Here is a 14,427-nt window from a genome sequence, read left to right on the forward strand (position 1 = left end):
TGAATTGGGCTGGAGCCCGCGCCCAGCCGCCACCTTAAGTTAACCTTAAGTAAAATCATAAACTTATTAAAATGTTTTCTTGACTAACACCCGCTTTCCATGTGTTATTAAATTGTGAATTGCAGAGTGAAATTGTTTTCGCTGCAGTCGTCAATTTCATGGGAGTGGCCTTTTATGCAGAAATTCATTCAGTATGCATGCATCCTACCTTGTTGTGTTGGCAGCCTAATCAGTGCTGCCCAAGCAGAAGACGCTAAGCTCGCCGATCCCGCAACACAGGCTCAAGCAACCAAAAAAGTCAGCAAGATAGTCGTAGTTAACAATCCTATTTTTGATGAATCCGATCCCGATGCTTTTTTCATCCACCGCTGGGCGAACGCTTTACACATCAACACCAAAGAATATGTGGTGCTCGATAAACTGACCTTCGGCGAAAATGATACTGTCGCCCAGAAAGACCTCGACGAATCGCAACGACTGTTGCGGGCGGTGCCCTATATCCGCGACGCCAAAATTTATGTCGCCGAAAAAGATCCCCTAGCCGATACCGATCCCACGGTGGAATCCGTTGTCGTCGAAACCTGGGATAACTGGTCATTATTACCAACTGCGAGCCTGAGTAGTTCAGGTGGCGATACTCGTTATTCTTTTGGTGTTAAAGAAGACAACTTACTCGGAACAGGTATCCGCACTCGACTCAAGTACCAGTCCAACGAATCCCGTAATGGCTACAAATTTGCGTTCGAAGCTCCGCTGAGCATTATCGAGCACGGCACGGTTGCCGCCGAGTTTTACGACAATAGCGACGGCGAAGCTAAGCACGTTTATGTCAGTAAGCCTTTCTATTCTCTCGATACCAATACCATGTATTCGGCGGAGTTTTTAGACGAAAACCGTATTGATACCCTGAGGCAAAATGGGCAAGAGATAAATGAATTCGAACATACAGTCGACTACCTTAATCTGCAATATGGCTGGTTAATTAATAAGAACAGTGAGCATCTTTCTCGCTTTATTACCGGTGTTACCCAAGACAAACACGAGTTTGCCAATTCAGATCTCTACCCCAATTCGATGCTGCCTCAAGACCGGGACTTTATGTATCCTTGGGTCGCCTACGAGTTTATCCAAGATGATTTCCATGTACTGAATAACGTTCACCTGATCACCAACAACGAAGACTTTAACTTAGGCTGGCATCACTATGTGCAACTCGGCATAGAAACCAACGATATAGGCGACAACAATCCTGTCGGCTACCACGTCAATTGGCAAAGTACTGGCGGCTATAAGTTTGACGACCAACTGTGGCTGTTAGAAATGGGCGGCACTAGCACAATCGGCACAACCCAAAAAGACACTTACAAGATCGATGTCCAAGCCGAGTATTTCTATCAAATCAATCCTAAGTGGACAGCCTACGGCAAAGCATGGGCCAGCCTTTCACAGAACACTTATCTGGATCTGACCAAAGGGCTGGGGGATGAAACTGGCGTGCGCGGTTATCCAAACGAATACCAACAAGGGGACAATCAGTGGTTATTGACCGCCGAGATACGTAATTACCCCAACATCAACTTATACCAATTGGCTGAATTGGGCTGGGCCGTCTTTACTGATTTGGGTCAAGCTTCCGGCGGCCAATTTGCCGAAAATAACGAAGTCAGCGGTCCACTGGGCAGCATAGGTATAGGCGCGCGGATTTATTCCTCTCGCTCCAGCTATGGCAACGTCGCCCATATCGATTTTTCGATTCCTTACACGGGCGGCGAGTCAGTGAACAGTTGGGAATGGCGATTCCTAGTGAAACGCAGTTTTTAGCAGCTGATTTACGAATTGCAAATAAGGTAGGGTGCCGAGTTAAAGCGCATTGATAAGATGTTGATCTACAAAATCATGCCGGTTAGCCCTACAAAAGCAAACGCTAACCGTCCAGAGAATGACTGGGCAGTTAGAGTTTGGTCATCCAACGCAGACCGAAGGTACTACGCAGCAGTTTTACTGTGCTGTTGTGGCGCATTTGAAACAGACAACCCAAGCTAAAACTGACAATAAGACCGGGAGTCGAACCGATGAAAGCACGACCGCTTTGCGCTAGTTGTTGTTTCCTCACCTGCAATAACTCATGCTGCAGCTGACCTTGGTCGGTGAGCACAGTGAGCTTCAATTGCTGTTTTTTCAGTAACTGTTGCACTAGCATTGTTGATCTTCCTGTTGTTTGTGGGCTGATTTTTGAGTAGAAAACAACAGCCGTAACTGCTGCCAAGTCTTTGAGAAACCCGCTTGCGACAGCACATAGCTCAGACTACGCCAACACCAAATCAATAACACAAACTGCAATACCACTAACGCGCTCGCGGTAATCAGCAACGAGCCGCTCAGTTGAAACAGCAAATAGCCCAGCAACAACAAAATACTGCCCCAGAATAGGGTAATACCCGTCCCAAAACAGACAACCAAAGCCGCAGCAACAATCAAGCTGCGACCCGTTAACTGCCATTCTGCCGTTGCTATTTTCCCTGCCAAATTTAACTGATTGATATAGGCTTGCTTCACCGAGCTGCTCTGTGCCGCTATCTCAGCCAATTGCTCAATGGCCTGATCAACCACTTTATTCTGGGCAGCGGATGTTGGCTGCCCAGTGGATTCAGCATGCTGGGCAGGTCTTTGCTCTGGCGCCTCTGACTGTGCACGGTTTTGCATAACCCCACCTTAGCGACGGCGTAACAAAGCCGTCAACACTACACCAGCAGCAAACGCTATCCCGGCTGTGGCCAGAGGATTTTGCGCTGCAAGCTCACGGGTTTTACTGTAAGAGCTTTGCAGTTGCTGTTTGATTTCCTCTTGCTTGTGCGCCAGCGTTTCCTGCGAGCTGGCGGCGGTTTTACGCAAAGTATCCTCTGCAACAGCGGCTTTCTCTGCCACAGCGTCAACGGCATGATGCGTCACTTCGCTGGCTTTCGCTGTGGTTGGCGAATTTAACGCGCCGTTATCTTTACTGTTAGTTTGTTCTGTTACACTTTTTGAACTGGCCATTAGCAGACTCCTTGATGAACTGAGTGCAATGCAACAAAATGCTGCACTTTGCATATAAACCAATGCAATGGCTAAGCCAATCGATATAAGCAAACAAAAACAAATGTTTAGATTGAAATGCTTTATATCCGCGCCCTCAGTTAACGGTAGATGTTACCTACATAGGGTAATTTTTACCTGCAGCGAAGGATGATAAAGAGAGCGACAGAACAGACAACTAAATAGGATATAGATTGGATACGGACGGGGAATTCAATACTTTGATTTTTAATAGTTTAAAAAGTAACGGTCACTTAAAACTGCAACAGTTAAAAAACAAAAAGCCCGTTTGTCATTACGACAAACGGGCTTTTTATTGAATGAGGTGAGTTGGCCGATAAGCCGGGTCCTGTCTTGGACAGTCATTCATCTAGGCCTGCAATCGCTCACAGGCTCAAGCGACCTACCCGGTTCCAACGCGAGCCACGCCATACGGAACCCTATTTGGTCTTGCTCCGGGTGGAGTTTACCTTGCTACGAACTATTGCTAGCCGCACGGTGCGCTCTTACCGCACCCTTTCACCCTTACCGACCTGATAAATCAGGCAGGCGGTCTACTCTCTGTTGCACTTGTCGTCGGTTCACACCGCCCAGGCGTTACCTGGCACCCCGCTCTTTGGAGCCCGGACTTTCCTCCCCGTTCTTGCGAACGCGGCGACTGTCTGGCCAACTCGGCGCGGATTATAGCCTAAGCCACCCTGATGCACCACAGATAATCCGCTCGCGGCCGTTTTAGCGCTTATAAATCAGACTCTAGGCCGTATTTATACAAGGCATTCTTTTTAAGTCCATGAATTTGCGCGGCAATTGCAGCGGCTTTCTTCAATGGCAATTCTTCACATAAGAGTTTGAGCGTGTTGATGGCGACCGTGGGAATCGCTTCGTCATCACTCAAATGGTAGCCATGCACCATAAGAACGATTTCACCCTTCTGCTGATTAGGGTCAGTACTCACTTTAGCGAGCACTTCTGAAACTGGGCCAGATAAAAAGGTTTCGAAGGTTTTCGTCACTTCGCGCGCCATCACCACATGGCGATCACCGCCCAGCACTTCGACCATAGTCGTTAAGCTATGCTCGATGCGGTGGGGTGATTCGTAAAAAATCAGCGTGCGCGGATCTTCTTTCAGTGCCAATAACTTATCGGCGCGGGCTTTTTCTTTAGAGGGCAGAAATCCTTCAAAAGTAAAACGGTCCGATGGCAAACCCGAGGCGCTTAAGGCGGTAATCGCCGCGCAAGGGCCTGGCAATGGGATCACATTAAACCCAGATTGGCGCACATGTGAGACTAAGTGGTAGCCAGGATCGGAAATCAACGGCGTACCCGCATCGGAAATTAATGCTATCGACTGACCCGCTGCAAGCTGATCCACAATCCACTGGGCACGCGCACGCTCGTTGTGGTCATGCAAGGCCGTGGTTTTAGTGGTAATGCCGAAGTGGCTCAACAACTTACCGCTGTGGCGAGTGTCTTCACAGGCGATCAATGAAACCTGATTCAGCACCTCTATTGCCCGCGAGCTCATATCGCCCAAATTACCTATGGGAGTAGGAACTATGTAGAGTGCGACGCTTTGGTCCATATATACCTCTGTAATGACAGTGCCAAGACTTTCGTCAAGCGCGAGAGAAGGTTAAACTAGAGGCCGCATCTTACCAGAGTGAAGCCCAGTGTTAAAAAGCCTGAATACAACTAAGTTCGTTTCCGTGGCCATTTTATCGGTAATCTTGGCGGGTTGTGGTGTTTCATCGCCCAATTCCACTGGAACAACCGCCACATTGGCTACCTCATTAGCATCCGCACCTTTGGCGGCAAATGTCTATTTGGCGCAAGCGGCCAATAGTAAAGATCCGCAGCAGCGCGATACTAATCTGCTGCTAGCAGCACATGCCTATATTAATGCCAATGATTACGCCGCGGCGCAGAAGCTACTTAAATCGATACAGCCGAGCTTAACTCAGAACCCAACATTACTGGCCGAACATAAATACTTAACTGCACGTGTGCTTGAACACACGTCCACCTACAGTGATGCCCTTAAAACCTTAAATTATCCAAGTAATTGGAGCCTGCCAAGCTGGCAGATGACGGCCTATCACCAGTTCAAAGCGCATTTATATCAATTGAATAAACAGCCAATTGAACAAGTACGCGAGTTGAGTTTACTGACAACTTACTTGCCACCCACCCAAGCCAACGAAGTGAATAACACCATTTGGCAAGTGCTGCAGCCGATGCACGAACAAACCATAAAGACGTTTACCCAAGATGCTAAAAGTCCAGTGTTTGCAGGCTGGTTACAACTGGCTTATATCGCTAAGCATTATGCCGTCGATCCCACCCAGTTAGTGCGCTACTTAGGTGAATGGCAGAAACAAAATCCTTATCACCCAGCTGCGGCAAAGTTGCCTGCCGATTTAGACAGAGCCCTCAACGCTAAGCCTTTTACACCGAAAAATATTGCCGTACTATTGCCGCTGACGGGCCCAAGAGCGAACGCCGCCAATGCGATTCGCCAAGGCATATTAGCCAGCTATATGGCGAAGCAAAACGATAAAGTCGCAGTGAATTTTTACGATACGGCCAACGATGCGGCGAGTGCCTATCAACAGGCGCTGATGGCGGGAGCCGAGTTTATTATTGGCCCATTACTGCCGACTGAAATCGAACAACTACAAGTGATGAATGCGGCAAATACTGCCGCCACTAATGCGGTGGCCAATGCTGCCAACCCAGACAAAACGGCCAATACGGTTGCAGCGGCTCCTGCTGCGCCTGTACCACAACTCTTTTTGAATCAAGTTGATAAGTTCACCCCCGATCCAAACAAATTCTACTTTGCGCTATCGCCAGCCCAAGAAGCAGCCGATGCCGCCGAGCATTTATATCAAGATGGCGTCACTATGCCATTGCTGCTCGCCAGCAATGATGCCCTTGGCAAACGTATGGCCGAGAGCTTTATTCAAGCGTGGAAAAAGAAGAGCGATAACGTCGTCGAAGTCTATTACTACGATGGCGGCGACCAAATGAAAACCACAGTGCAAGATGCCCTTGGCGTTCGTGATAGCCAAGCCCGTATCGCACGCATCAAGGAGCTGCTGGGTAACTCAGTGCAGGCTGACTTCCGCTCACGCCAAGATATTGATGCCATTTATATGATTTCAACGCCGCAGGATCTGACTCTGCTCAAGGCCTTTATCGATGTTAACTTCAGCGTGTTCACTCAACCTGTGCCCTTGTATACCTCAAGCCGCAGCCGAGTTGAGAACGAAAGCACACAAACGGCGCAGGATTTAAATAACCTCACCCTCAGTGATGCCCCTTGGCTGATGCAAAACGGCGAAGAAAACCTAATGGTTAACACGTTATTTTCGGGCTGGAATAACAGTCAGAAACGTTTGTTTGTTATGGGTTATGATGCGATGGACTTGATCGGCCGTTTAGCACAAATGCGCTCATTTACGGGTTACCAATTCAATGGCCGCAGCGGCGCTTTATCGGTTAGTCCAGATGGCATAGTAAACCGCCAATTAAGCTGGGGACGTTACCAAAGAGGCAGCTTCCGCCAGCTATGACACTCGGACAGCAGGCAGAAGCGCACGCACAACGTTACCTTGAACAGCAAGGGTTAACTTTTGTCGAACGTAATGTCCGCTATCCGTTTGGGGAAATTGATTTGATCATGCGCCATAAAAGCCATTGGGTATTTGTTGAAGTGAAGTATCGCTCGGCAACCCAATATGGCGGCGCATTACAGGCTTTAAGCGCGGCGCAAATCACGCGAATTCGCAAAGCGGCCAACCACTATTTGCAACTCAATAGACTCGATGTGCACTGTCGTTTCGATGTCATCGCCATGGAAGCCGATCAAATTCATTGGCTCGTCGATGCCTTTTAAGCGCCAATAGTGCGAGAGTAGCGACACAAATTATTTTTAACGTCTGTGCCTCAACACGCTTGTGGAAATATGGCATGATAGCAACACTTTATCCTGAAAGGATTTATCCATGTTAGAACGCATTAAAGACAGCTTTACTGAATCTATCCAGACAAAAATCGATGCAGCCGAAGCACTGCCAGAATCAATCGCCAAAGCGGCCGAGATGATGGTGCACTGTCTTTTGGGTGGCAATAAAATCCTTGCTTGCGGTAACGGCGGCAGTGCTGGCGATGCACAACATTTCTCAGCCGAACTGCTAAACCGCTACGAGATTGAACGTCCACCCTTACCGGCCATCGCCCTGTCTACTGACACTTCAACCATCACAGCTATCGCCAACGACTATAGCTATGATGAGATTTTCTCAAAACAGATTTTTGCCTTAGGTCAACCGGGCGACATTCTGCTGGCAATCTCAACCAGTGGTAACTCAGGTAACGTGATTAAAGCCATGGAAGCCGCATTAAGCCGCGACATGACGATCGTTGCACTAACGGGTAAAGATGGCGGCGCTATGGCAGGCCTGTTGAGCGTGGGCGATGTGGAAATCCGCGTGCCTTCAAACGTCACCGCACGTATCCAAGAAGTGCACTTACTGGTGATCCACTGCCTGTGTGACAACATTGACCGCACACTCTTCCCGCAGGACGAGCAGCAATGAGACACGCTGCCCCGCTGTTAATGGTTTGCTTGCTGCTACAAGGCTGCGCCGGTGCCGTTATGGTGGGCGCAGTGAGTGGCGCTATGATGGCCAACGATGAGCGTACTGTTAAGACACAGATTGATGATACTAATACCGATTTTAGGATCACTAGTGCGCTACTAGAGCAAGAAGATCTTAAAAAACAAACTAATATCACTGGTGTGTCCGTCAATGGCAATGTGCTTATGATAGGCCAAGCCCCTAACTCTACGTTAAGGGATAAAGCCATCAAGGTCGTACAAGATCTTAAGCTAGGCGGCAAGATCCACAATCAGATCCGCATTGGCAACCCAACGTCTTTCACCACACGCAGCAACGACACTTGGATCACCACCAAAGTGAAGGGCCGCATGCTAAACGAGAAAGATTTGGATATGACTCGCATTAAAGTCATCACTGAAAATGGTGAGGTCTTCTTGCTTGGCGTTATCCATCGCTCGCAAGCAGACTTAGCCGTTGATATCGCGCGCAATACTGCAGGCGTGCGTAAAGTGGTAAGAGTATTTGAATATACAGAGTGATTTTACAATTTGAGCAGGTTGTAATTTGAGCGTAGTGGAAGTGAAGCCTAAGTCGCGAGTCAACTCGTACACTTAGGCTTAAACGCTCACCATTATTTCCCCGCTAGCGTATCCGCTATCTTAGGTGTCGATTTTGATAACAACGACCCTAACCAAGGTAAAAACAACGAAGGCAACACAATCAAAGCGGCGCCAAGCCAGCTTAAATTATCCAACCATTCATCGAACAACAACCAGCCTAAAAAGACAATAAATAACAAGCCACTATATTCCGCAATCGCGATATCGCTCGCCTGTGCTTTACGGTACGCCAGCACGCAGAACCAGTGATATACAAGTAAGAATACGTTGCTCAGCAATGCCACGCCCACCAGCTCCCAACTCAAACCTTCAATTCCCTGAAACGCCGCAATCACTAACGTCGCCGGAATACCCAGCAAGTTATACAACATCAGCGTTAATACGGGATGTTCAGCATGGGGCACTTTTTTCAGCGCTAACTGATTCACTGCAAAGGTAAAAGCAGAAAATAGCACAGCAATGCCATACCAGTTCATTTCACTCGGTCGCAGGATAATCAAAATACCGACAAAACCTAAGCCTGTGCAGATGGTCTGGGCAGCAGTGATCCGCTCTCTCAGGAAAAAATACCCCATCAAGATGATCATCAAAGGCGCCGAGTAAAACAATGAGCTAACCGTCGCGAGTGGCAATGCCATCAAGCCAATAATTAAAAAAAGCGCGCCAACTGAGCCTATGTTGGCACGCCAAAGGTGAACTGAAATATGTGTTGTCATTGGCCGCTGTGAATACAACCACACTGGCAACAGCATAAAGACTGAGGAAATTTGCCTGACAAGGAGGAAAGTCGAGGCATTTGCATCGTCCGGCAACCACTTGATCGACACATCATAGAAGGCACTGAATAGATTACCTACTATCAATAAAATCAAACCGATAACAACTGGGCGTTGCATTTTTTAACATCCATAAATCTCAATGGCGGCATGATAATCCTCGCAAAACTTAAGCTGAAATGATGCTTTCTCATGCTAGATGAATTAGATTCATACTAAAGCCTTTAGATATTGAAAATAATGAGAAAGCTCCCACCATTACGCGCTCTGCAAGTGTTCGAAGCCGCCGCCAGACAACAGCATTTTTCTAAGGCGGCCGATGAACTGTGCATCACCCAAAGTGCGGTTTCTCACCAAGTGCGAGTATTAGAAGAGTATTTTGGCGAGCAACTGTTCGACCGTCAGGGGCGTAAACTGCAGTTAACCCCAAAAGGACACGGACTATTTCTAGAGTTAGAGCGGATATTCAACGAGTTAAGTGATCTTAATTTGAAGGTTCGCGACACGCCCAATCAGCAGCTGTGCTTAGCTGTTTACAGTTCCTTCTCGGTGAAATGGTTGATCCCCAGACTCACCGATTTTCGCCGCCAATATCCGAGCGTGAAAATCCGCCTCGAAATGATCACCCAAGATCCTGATCTCAGCACTAGCACGGCGGATATCTTTATCGCAGGTAAACTGAATCAACGCGGATACTGGCAACAGTTACTGCATAAAGAACGGTTAATCCCAGTGTGCAGCCCAAATTTCTACCTTAAATGGCGCGACATTAGCCTGAGCAATTTCCAGCAACAAGCCCTGCTGGTTGTCGATGAAGGCCCACTCGGACTCGACTGGCATAAGTGGTCATCGGCACACCAGATCCCACTCGATAACGAACAGCAGCATGTGTTTAGTCATATTGTGATGGCGATTGAGGCGGCGATTGCAGGCCAAGGCTTAGCCCTAGCGCCGGACTTTATGGTCGCTGGCGATATCACCACAGGGCGTTTAGTCGCTTTGAATCTTCCCGATGTGCATACCGGATTTGAATTTACTTTCTTTTGTAAGCAACGCCGTTTATCAGAACCTGCGATTGCTGCCTTCTCCTCTTGGCTAAAGTCACAGGCCTAAGGTGAATGGACAGACACAAAAAAGCCGACGCTGACGTCGGCTTAATTTATCGATATCGATTGATTACACTAATAAACCAATCTTCTCGTACACTTTTTTCAATGTCACTTCGGCGCGCGCCTGCGCACTTTCAGCGCCAGCTTTCATCACTTGGTCTAAGTAAGCACGGTCGGCACGAATCGCGCGGTAACGCTCTTGCAGCGGCTCTAACATGCTCACAACCGCTTCGCCTGCTGCACCTTTCAAATGGCCATACATCTTGCCTTCAAACTCGGCTTCTAGGCTTGCAATGCTTTGCCCCGTCACACCCGACATGAGACTCAGCAGGTTAGAAACGCCTGGCTTATTCTCCATATCGAAACGCACGACTGGCGGCTCATCACTGTCTGTCATAGCTTTTTTCAGCTTCTTCAGCACGGCTTTTGGATCTTCTAGCAGGCCGATGACGTTGTTACGGTTCTCGTCTGACTTAGACATCTTCTTCAGCGGCTCCTGCAACGACATCACTTTCGCGCCATGTTCAGGAATAAATGGCTCAGGAATGGTGAAAGTATCACCGTAGGCATTGTTGAAGCGAGTCGCGATATCACGAGTTAACTCAAGATGTTGCTTCTGATCTTGACCAACTGGGATTTCGTTCGCTTGATAAATCAGAATATCCGCCGCCATCAGCACTGGGTAACCAAACAGACCTACGTTGATGTTGTTAGCATGCTTTTGTGACTTATCTTTAAACTGCGTCATGCGGCTCAACTCGCCCATTTGGGTGTAGCAGTTTAATGCCCAACCTAATTGCGTATGTTGTGGTACCTGTGACTGGATAAACACTGTGCTCTTTTTAGGATCGACGCCACAGGCCAAATACAGGGCTAAGGTGTCTAAACAAGCTTCGCGCAACGCTTTAGGATCTTGACGCACGGTAATGGCATGCAAATCGACCACACAATAGAGACAGTCGTGGCTATCTTGCATCGCAACCCATTGACGCAATGCACCCATGTAGTTACCTATGGTTAATTCGCCGGACGGCTGTGCACCGCTGAGTACTATGGGTTTGGTCATTACGTCATTGCTCCACTATCTATATATAAAAAGACTATAAAAAATCGACTAAAGAACGGGTAAACATCTATTACTTGGTAGGTTTTACCCAATTCAAAATCTCACTAAATTGCTCACATACGGCATCTGGGCCACTGAGCCCAATATCTTCACCGTAGTTGTAGCCGTAGGTCAAGCCGATTGACGCTATCCCAGCCGCTTTCGCCGCTAAAATGTCGTTTTTAGAGTCGCCGACCATCAATAACGCCTCTTTATCCAATTGCCACTCATGTAATAAGTGCTGTAGCGGCAAAGGATCGGGCTTCATCTTAGCGAGAGTGTCACCACCTAACACTAAGCTGAAAAAGTCATTAATCCCAAAGGCATTGAGTAATGGCAAGGTAAAACGATAGGGTTTATTAGTGACAACGGCGAGCTTAAAACCTGCATCGAATAAGGTTTGCAGTACTTGATGCACGTCGCTATACAGCGCACTGTGCTTCTCAAGATTCTCTTGATAGTGATGCATAAAAATCGGCATGGCCGCATCAAGCGCGGTTTGCTCAACATCCGATCCCAAGGCATGGGTCATGGCGCGGCGCATCAACATCTCTGCGCCGTTACCGACCCAAGTACGCACTTGGGCCTCAGAGCAGCTCTTTAACCCTAGCTCGGCTAAGGCTTCCTGCGTGGCAACGGTTAGGTCAGGCACACTGTCGATCAGCGTGCCATCAAGATCAAACGCAATCGCTTTAATCTTATCCCACATACCTATGCCCCAACTTTAGCAAGTTCGGCACGCATCTCATCAACAACGGTTTTGTAATCTGGCTTGCCGAAAATGGCAGAACCCGCAACAAACATGTCGGCACCGGCGGCCGCGATTTCGGCAATATTGTCAACCTTAACGCCGCCATCCACTTCTAAGCGAATATCAAAACCACTGGCATCGATACGCGCACGCACTTGACGCAGCTTATCTAAGGTCGATGGGATAAAGGATTGACCACCAAAACCAGGATTCACTGACATCAATAGGATCACGTCGAGTTTATCCATCACATGGTCAAGATAATGCAGTGGTGTCGCAGGATTAAACACGAGACCCGCCTTACAACCGCACTCTTTGATGAGCTGAAGAGTGCGATCGACGTGTTCTGAAGCTTCTGGATGGAAAGTAATAATAGACGCGCCCGCTTTAGCAAAATCAGGCACGATGCGGTCAACTGGCTTGACCATCAAATGCACATCAATATCGGCGGTAATACCGTAGTTACGCAGCGCTTGGCACACCATAGGGCCAATTGTTAAGTTAGGAACATAGTGATTATCCATCACATCAAAATGCACTACGTCGGTCCCCGCATCTAACACGGCTTTTACATCATCGCCCAAACGGGCAAAATCGGCAGATAAAATCGATGGAGCAATCAAGAATGGACGCATAAAACACTCGCTGCTATTTGGATAAAAAGTGCCTTATTTTACCCTGAGCCAAGCTAAGCCTCTATAGCTAAAGCCACATTTCTGGCAATTGATACGCGATGCAGCTGTCAGCAAAGCAACACATTCTGCAACTATCGTAGTCGATAGGGGTCTAGATAAGATGAAATTTGCTAACATTTACGCGCATTTTGGCGGCAATTGATAAATTTTTGTTCATAAACTAGGCGAGTTTGTTATACTCGAGGCGCAATGCTGGTTCATTTCAAAGGAAGCGTTATGAAGGGGCGGTTTAGTTTGTTTTCACACTATGTTAGGTCGGTGACATTTAAGTCATCTATGATGTTGGCATTCACTGCAGTTGTCGTGGCCACGTTAGCCTTTGGCGTTGAAAAACTGACGGAAAATACCGAAACAGCTTCTTGCGCTTGTAGCAGTGACACCCGTTACAATAGTGCTTTACCTAGTAGTCATCCTAATAATCGCTGCGCCGATCAAGCGCAAACCCTAAGCTGGAAAACGTGGCTCACAGGTAAAAACCGTTCTAGTCAGTTCCACTTTGTCGATCTGCTTGAGCTATTACACGGTCATCAAGATAAACCTATGGATGATCTCAAACCCACTACGTCGCATCTCGCCTATTAATGCTTAGCCGTATCTGGCAAGTATTCCACAGCACAGTCGCCGCCTTTTTCGGGGTACAAACTGACGACAATCGAAAAAAAGATTTCCAAACTAGCTCGCCATTACCTTATATCGCAATGGGAATCGTGTTGGCAGTCATCTTAGTGGCAAGCCTGATGTTTCTCGTAGGACAAGTGCTTAGCTGAACGTAGGCTATGTCAAACCTAGTCATCCTTTGGATCGTAATTTTCATCATATAACGCCATCAACTCATCCACTTTGTTACGACCACTGCCATTTTGGCTAATGTTACGTTGCACTTGGATTTTCGCTAAGTGAGCGCCGCGGTATAACTCGCGAGTCAATGGAATATCGTGATTACTGATCAACACTGGAATACCACGTTCTAGTGCTGTATGGCGCGAATGACGGGCCAGCAGCGCTTGGTCGTCTAGACTAAAGCCCGCACCGACATACGTAGTGAAACTGGATGTGGTAGATAATGGCGCATAAGGAGGATCGCAGTAAACCACATCGCCGCTACGTGTCTGCTCAAAGGCTTTTTCGTAGCCTATGCATTTAAACTCGGCACGTTGCGCTTTTTCAGAAAAGGCCCAAATTTCCTTTTCGGGGAAATACGGCTTTTTATAGGAACCAAAGGGCACATTGAAGCCGCCTTTACGGTTATAACGGCATAAGCCATTAAAACCATGACGGTTTAGATAGAGGAAATACACGGAACGTTGGAAAGGGTCGCGACATTTATTAAAGTCGGTCCGCACCTGATAGTAAGCGTCTTTTTGATTCATCTCATCAACAAACATTGCCTTAGCCGCGGCAATGTAAGCTTCTGGTTGATGCTTCACAATCTGGTATAACTCAATCAAGTCCTGATTAATGTCACAGAGCAGGTAGCTAGGATAATCCGTATTTAAGAAAACGGATCCTGCACCCACGAATGGCTCGACCAAACGGTCTCCTGTGGGTAAATAACTGGCCAAATCATCCACCAATTTAAATTTACCGCCAGCCCACTTAAGGAAGGCTCTGTGTTTTTTTATCATTTAACTTGATGAATGCCGACAAAAATAAAGGCCATGATTGTACTCT

The 14,427-nt window shown here is 47.6% G+C and carries 17 protein-coding genes and 1 other RNA gene; 8 read left to right on the plus strand and 10 right to left on the minus strand.

Going from position 1 to position 14,427, the window contains the following annotated elements; all coding sequences use genetic code 11:
• The first annotated feature begins 174 nt into the window (after positions 1-174).
• A complete protein-coding gene (locus BM607_RS20210) occupies positions 175-1,821 on the plus strand; it encodes a hypothetical protein (protein ID WP_071940648.1) in 1,647 nt (548 codons plus the stop codon).
• 130 nt (positions 1,822-1,951) lie between these two features.
• Here the strand turns inward: BM607_RS20210 and BM607_RS20215 are convergent, their stop codons facing one another.
• From BM607_RS20215 to rsmI, 5 genes are all read right to left on the minus strand, one after another.
• Positions 1,952-2,200, minus strand: a complete 249-nt coding sequence (locus tag BM607_RS20215) for a hypothetical protein (protein WP_006083524.1) — start codon at positions 2,198-2,200, stop codon at positions 1,952-1,954.
• Positions 2,194-2,703 carry a hypothetical protein gene (locus tag BM607_RS20220; protein WP_071940649.1) on the minus strand — a complete coding sequence of 170 codons (510 nt, stop codon included), beginning with the start codon at positions 2,701-2,703 and terminating at the stop codon, positions 2,194-2,196. The genes BM607_RS20215 and BM607_RS20220 overlap by 7 nt, the downstream gene beginning before the upstream one ends.
• A gap of 9 nt (positions 2,704-2,712) precedes the next feature.
• Positions 2,713-3,036 carry a DUF883 C-terminal domain-containing protein gene (locus BM607_RS20225; protein ID WP_006083526.1) on the minus strand — a complete coding sequence of 108 codons (324 nt, stop codon included), beginning with the start codon at positions 3,034-3,036 and terminating at the stop codon, positions 2,713-2,715.
• 361 nt (positions 3,037-3,397) lie between these two features.
• Positions 3,398-3,749: RNase P RNA component class A (rnpB, locus tag BM607_RS20230), an RNA gene on the minus strand.
• A 65-nt stretch (positions 3,750-3,814) separates the two neighbouring features.
• Complete coding sequence (gene rsmI / locus BM607_RS20235; RefSeq protein ID WP_012090476.1) at positions 3,815-4,657, minus strand: 16S rRNA (cytidine(1402)-2'-O)-methyltransferase; 843 nt, start codon at positions 4,655-4,657, stop codon at positions 3,815-3,817.
• An 88-nt stretch (positions 4,658-4,745) separates the two neighbouring features.
• On the opposite strand from rsmI, the gene BM607_RS20240 reads away from it, so the two are divergent.
• From BM607_RS20240 to dolP, 4 genes are all read left to right on the plus strand, one after another.
• On the plus strand, positions 4,746-6,650 hold the full coding sequence (locus BM607_RS20240) for a penicillin-binding protein activator (protein WP_087486588.1): 1,905 nt from the start codon (positions 4,746-4,748) through the stop codon (positions 6,648-6,650).
• Positions 6,647-6,973 carry a YraN family protein gene (locus tag BM607_RS20245; protein WP_071940650.1) on the plus strand — a complete coding sequence of 109 codons (327 nt, stop codon included), beginning with the start codon at positions 6,647-6,649 and terminating at the stop codon, positions 6,971-6,973. The genes BM607_RS20240 and BM607_RS20245 overlap by 4 nt, the downstream gene beginning before the upstream one ends.
• Before the next feature lie 109 nt (positions 6,974-7,082).
• Positions 7,083-7,676: a phosphoheptose isomerase gene (locus tag BM607_RS20250; protein ID WP_006083530.1), complete on the plus strand. Its 594-nt coding sequence runs from the start codon at positions 7,083-7,085 to the stop codon at positions 7,674-7,676.
• Positions 7,673-8,239 (plus strand): division/outer membrane stress-associated lipid-binding lipoprotein, encoded by a 567-nt coding sequence (gene dolP, locus BM607_RS20255; RefSeq protein ID WP_006083531.1) that lies wholly within the window; start codon positions 7,673-7,675, stop codon positions 8,237-8,239. Before BM607_RS20250 ends, dolP begins: the two co-directional genes overlap by 4 nt.
• 92 nt (positions 8,240-8,331) lie before the next feature.
• On the opposite strand, the gene BM607_RS20260 is transcribed toward dolP, so the two are convergent.
• Positions 8,332-9,216, minus strand: a complete 885-nt coding sequence (locus BM607_RS20260; RefSeq protein ID WP_071940651.1) for a DMT family transporter — start codon at positions 9,214-9,216, stop codon at positions 8,332-8,334.
• 120 nt (positions 9,217-9,336) lie between these two features.
• Here BM607_RS20260 and BM607_RS20265 point away from each other — a divergent pair, with 120 nt between their 5' ends.
• Positions 9,337-10,209, plus strand: coding sequence for a LysR substrate-binding domain-containing protein (locus BM607_RS20265; protein WP_006083533.1), 873 nt, complete (start codon positions 9,337-9,339; stop codon positions 10,207-10,209).
• A 63-nt stretch (positions 10,210-10,272) separates the two neighbouring features.
• Here the strand turns inward: BM607_RS20265 and trpS are convergent, their stop codons facing one another.
• From trpS to rpe, 3 genes are all read right to left on the minus strand, one after another.
• Complete coding sequence (gene trpS / locus BM607_RS20270; protein WP_012090479.1) at positions 10,273-11,271, minus strand: tryptophan--tRNA ligase; 999 nt, start codon at positions 11,269-11,271, stop codon at positions 10,273-10,275.
• A gap of 70 nt (positions 11,272-11,341) precedes the next feature.
• On the minus strand, positions 11,342-12,019 hold the full coding sequence (locus BM607_RS20275; protein ID WP_011848128.1) for a phosphoglycolate phosphatase: 678 nt from the start codon (positions 12,017-12,019) through the stop codon (positions 11,342-11,344).
• Positions 12,020-12,021: 2 nt separating this feature from the next.
• On the minus strand, positions 12,022-12,696 hold the full coding sequence (rpe, locus tag BM607_RS20280) for a ribulose-phosphate 3-epimerase (protein ID WP_006084504.1): 675 nt from the start codon (positions 12,694-12,696) through the stop codon (positions 12,022-12,024).
• A 276-nt stretch (positions 12,697-12,972) separates the two neighbouring features.
• Between rpe and BM607_RS20285 the strand changes: the two genes are divergently transcribed.
• Positions 12,973-13,338, plus strand: a complete 366-nt coding sequence (locus tag BM607_RS20285; protein ID WP_071940652.1) for a hypothetical protein — start codon at positions 12,973-12,975, stop codon at positions 13,336-13,338.
• On the plus strand, positions 13,338-13,523 hold the full coding sequence (locus BM607_RS20290) for a DUF2970 domain-containing protein (protein ID WP_006083538.1): 186 nt from the start codon (positions 13,338-13,340) through the stop codon (positions 13,521-13,523). Before BM607_RS20285 ends, BM607_RS20290 begins: the two co-directional genes overlap by 1 nt.
• Before the next feature lie 18 nt (positions 13,524-13,541).
• Here BM607_RS20290 and BM607_RS20295 read toward each other — a convergent pair whose 3' ends face one another.
• Positions 13,542-14,381, minus strand: coding sequence for a Dam family site-specific DNA-(adenine-N6)-methyltransferase (locus tag BM607_RS20295; protein ID WP_012588791.1), 840 nt, complete (start codon positions 14,379-14,381; stop codon positions 13,542-13,544).
• Between the last annotated feature and the right edge of the window lie 46 nt (positions 14,382-14,427).

This window comes from Shewanella sp. SACH (assembly GCF_001887095.2).
Lineage (GTDB): Bacteria > Pseudomonadota > Gammaproteobacteria > Enterobacterales > Shewanellaceae > Shewanella > Shewanella baltica.

Coding starts and splice junctions, on each gene's coding strand:
- BM607_RS20210 (WP_071940648.1), top strand. CDS start 175: ATGCAGAAATTCATTCAGTATGCATGCATCCTACCTTGTTGTGTTGGC.
- BM607_RS20215 (WP_006083524.1), bottom strand. CDS start 2,200: ATGCTAGTGCAACAGTTACTGAAAAAACAGCAATTGAAGCTCACTGTG.
- BM607_RS20220 (WP_071940649.1), bottom strand. CDS start 2,703: ATGCAAAACCGTGCACAGTCAGAGGCGCCAGAGCAAAGACCTGCCCAG.
- BM607_RS20225 (WP_006083526.1), bottom strand. CDS start 3,036: ATGGCCAGTTCAAAAAGTGTAACAGAACAAACTAACAGTAAAGATAAC.
- rsmI (WP_012090476.1), bottom strand. CDS start 4,657: ATGGACCAAAGCGTCGCACTCTACATAGTTCCTACTCCCATAGGTAAT.
- BM607_RS20245 (WP_071940650.1), top strand. CDS start 6,647: ATGACACTCGGACAGCAGGCAGAAGCGCACGCACAACGTTACCTTGAA.
- BM607_RS20250 (WP_006083530.1), top strand. CDS start 7,083: ATGTTAGAACGCATTAAAGACAGCTTTACTGAATCTATCCAGACAAAA.
- dolP (WP_006083531.1), top strand. CDS start 7,673: ATGAGACACGCTGCCCCGCTGTTAATGGTTTGCTTGCTGCTACAAGGC.
- BM607_RS20260 (WP_071940651.1), bottom strand. CDS start 9,216: ATGCAACGCCCAGTTGTTATCGGTTTGATTTTATTGATAGTAGGTAAT.
- BM607_RS20265 (WP_006083533.1), top strand. CDS start 9,337: ATGAGAAAGCTCCCACCATTACGCGCTCTGCAAGTGTTCGAAGCCGCC.
- trpS (WP_012090479.1), bottom strand. CDS start 11,271: ATGACCAAACCCATAGTACTCAGCGGTGCACAGCCGTCCGGCGAATTA.
- BM607_RS20275 (WP_011848128.1), bottom strand. CDS start 12,019: ATGTGGGATAAGATTAAAGCGATTGCGTTTGATCTTGATGGCACGCTG.
- rpe (WP_006084504.1), bottom strand. CDS start 12,696: ATGCGTCCATTCTTGATTGCTCCATCGATTTTATCTGCCGATTTTGCC.
- BM607_RS20285 (WP_071940652.1), top strand. CDS start 12,973: ATGAAGGGGCGGTTTAGTTTGTTTTCACACTATGTTAGGTCGGTGACA.
- BM607_RS20290 (WP_006083538.1), top strand. CDS start 13,338: ATGCTTAGCCGTATCTGGCAAGTATTCCACAGCACAGTCGCCGCCTTT.
- BM607_RS20295 (WP_012588791.1), bottom strand. CDS start 14,381: ATGATAAAAAAACACAGAGCCTTCCTTAAGTGGGCTGGCGGTAAATTT.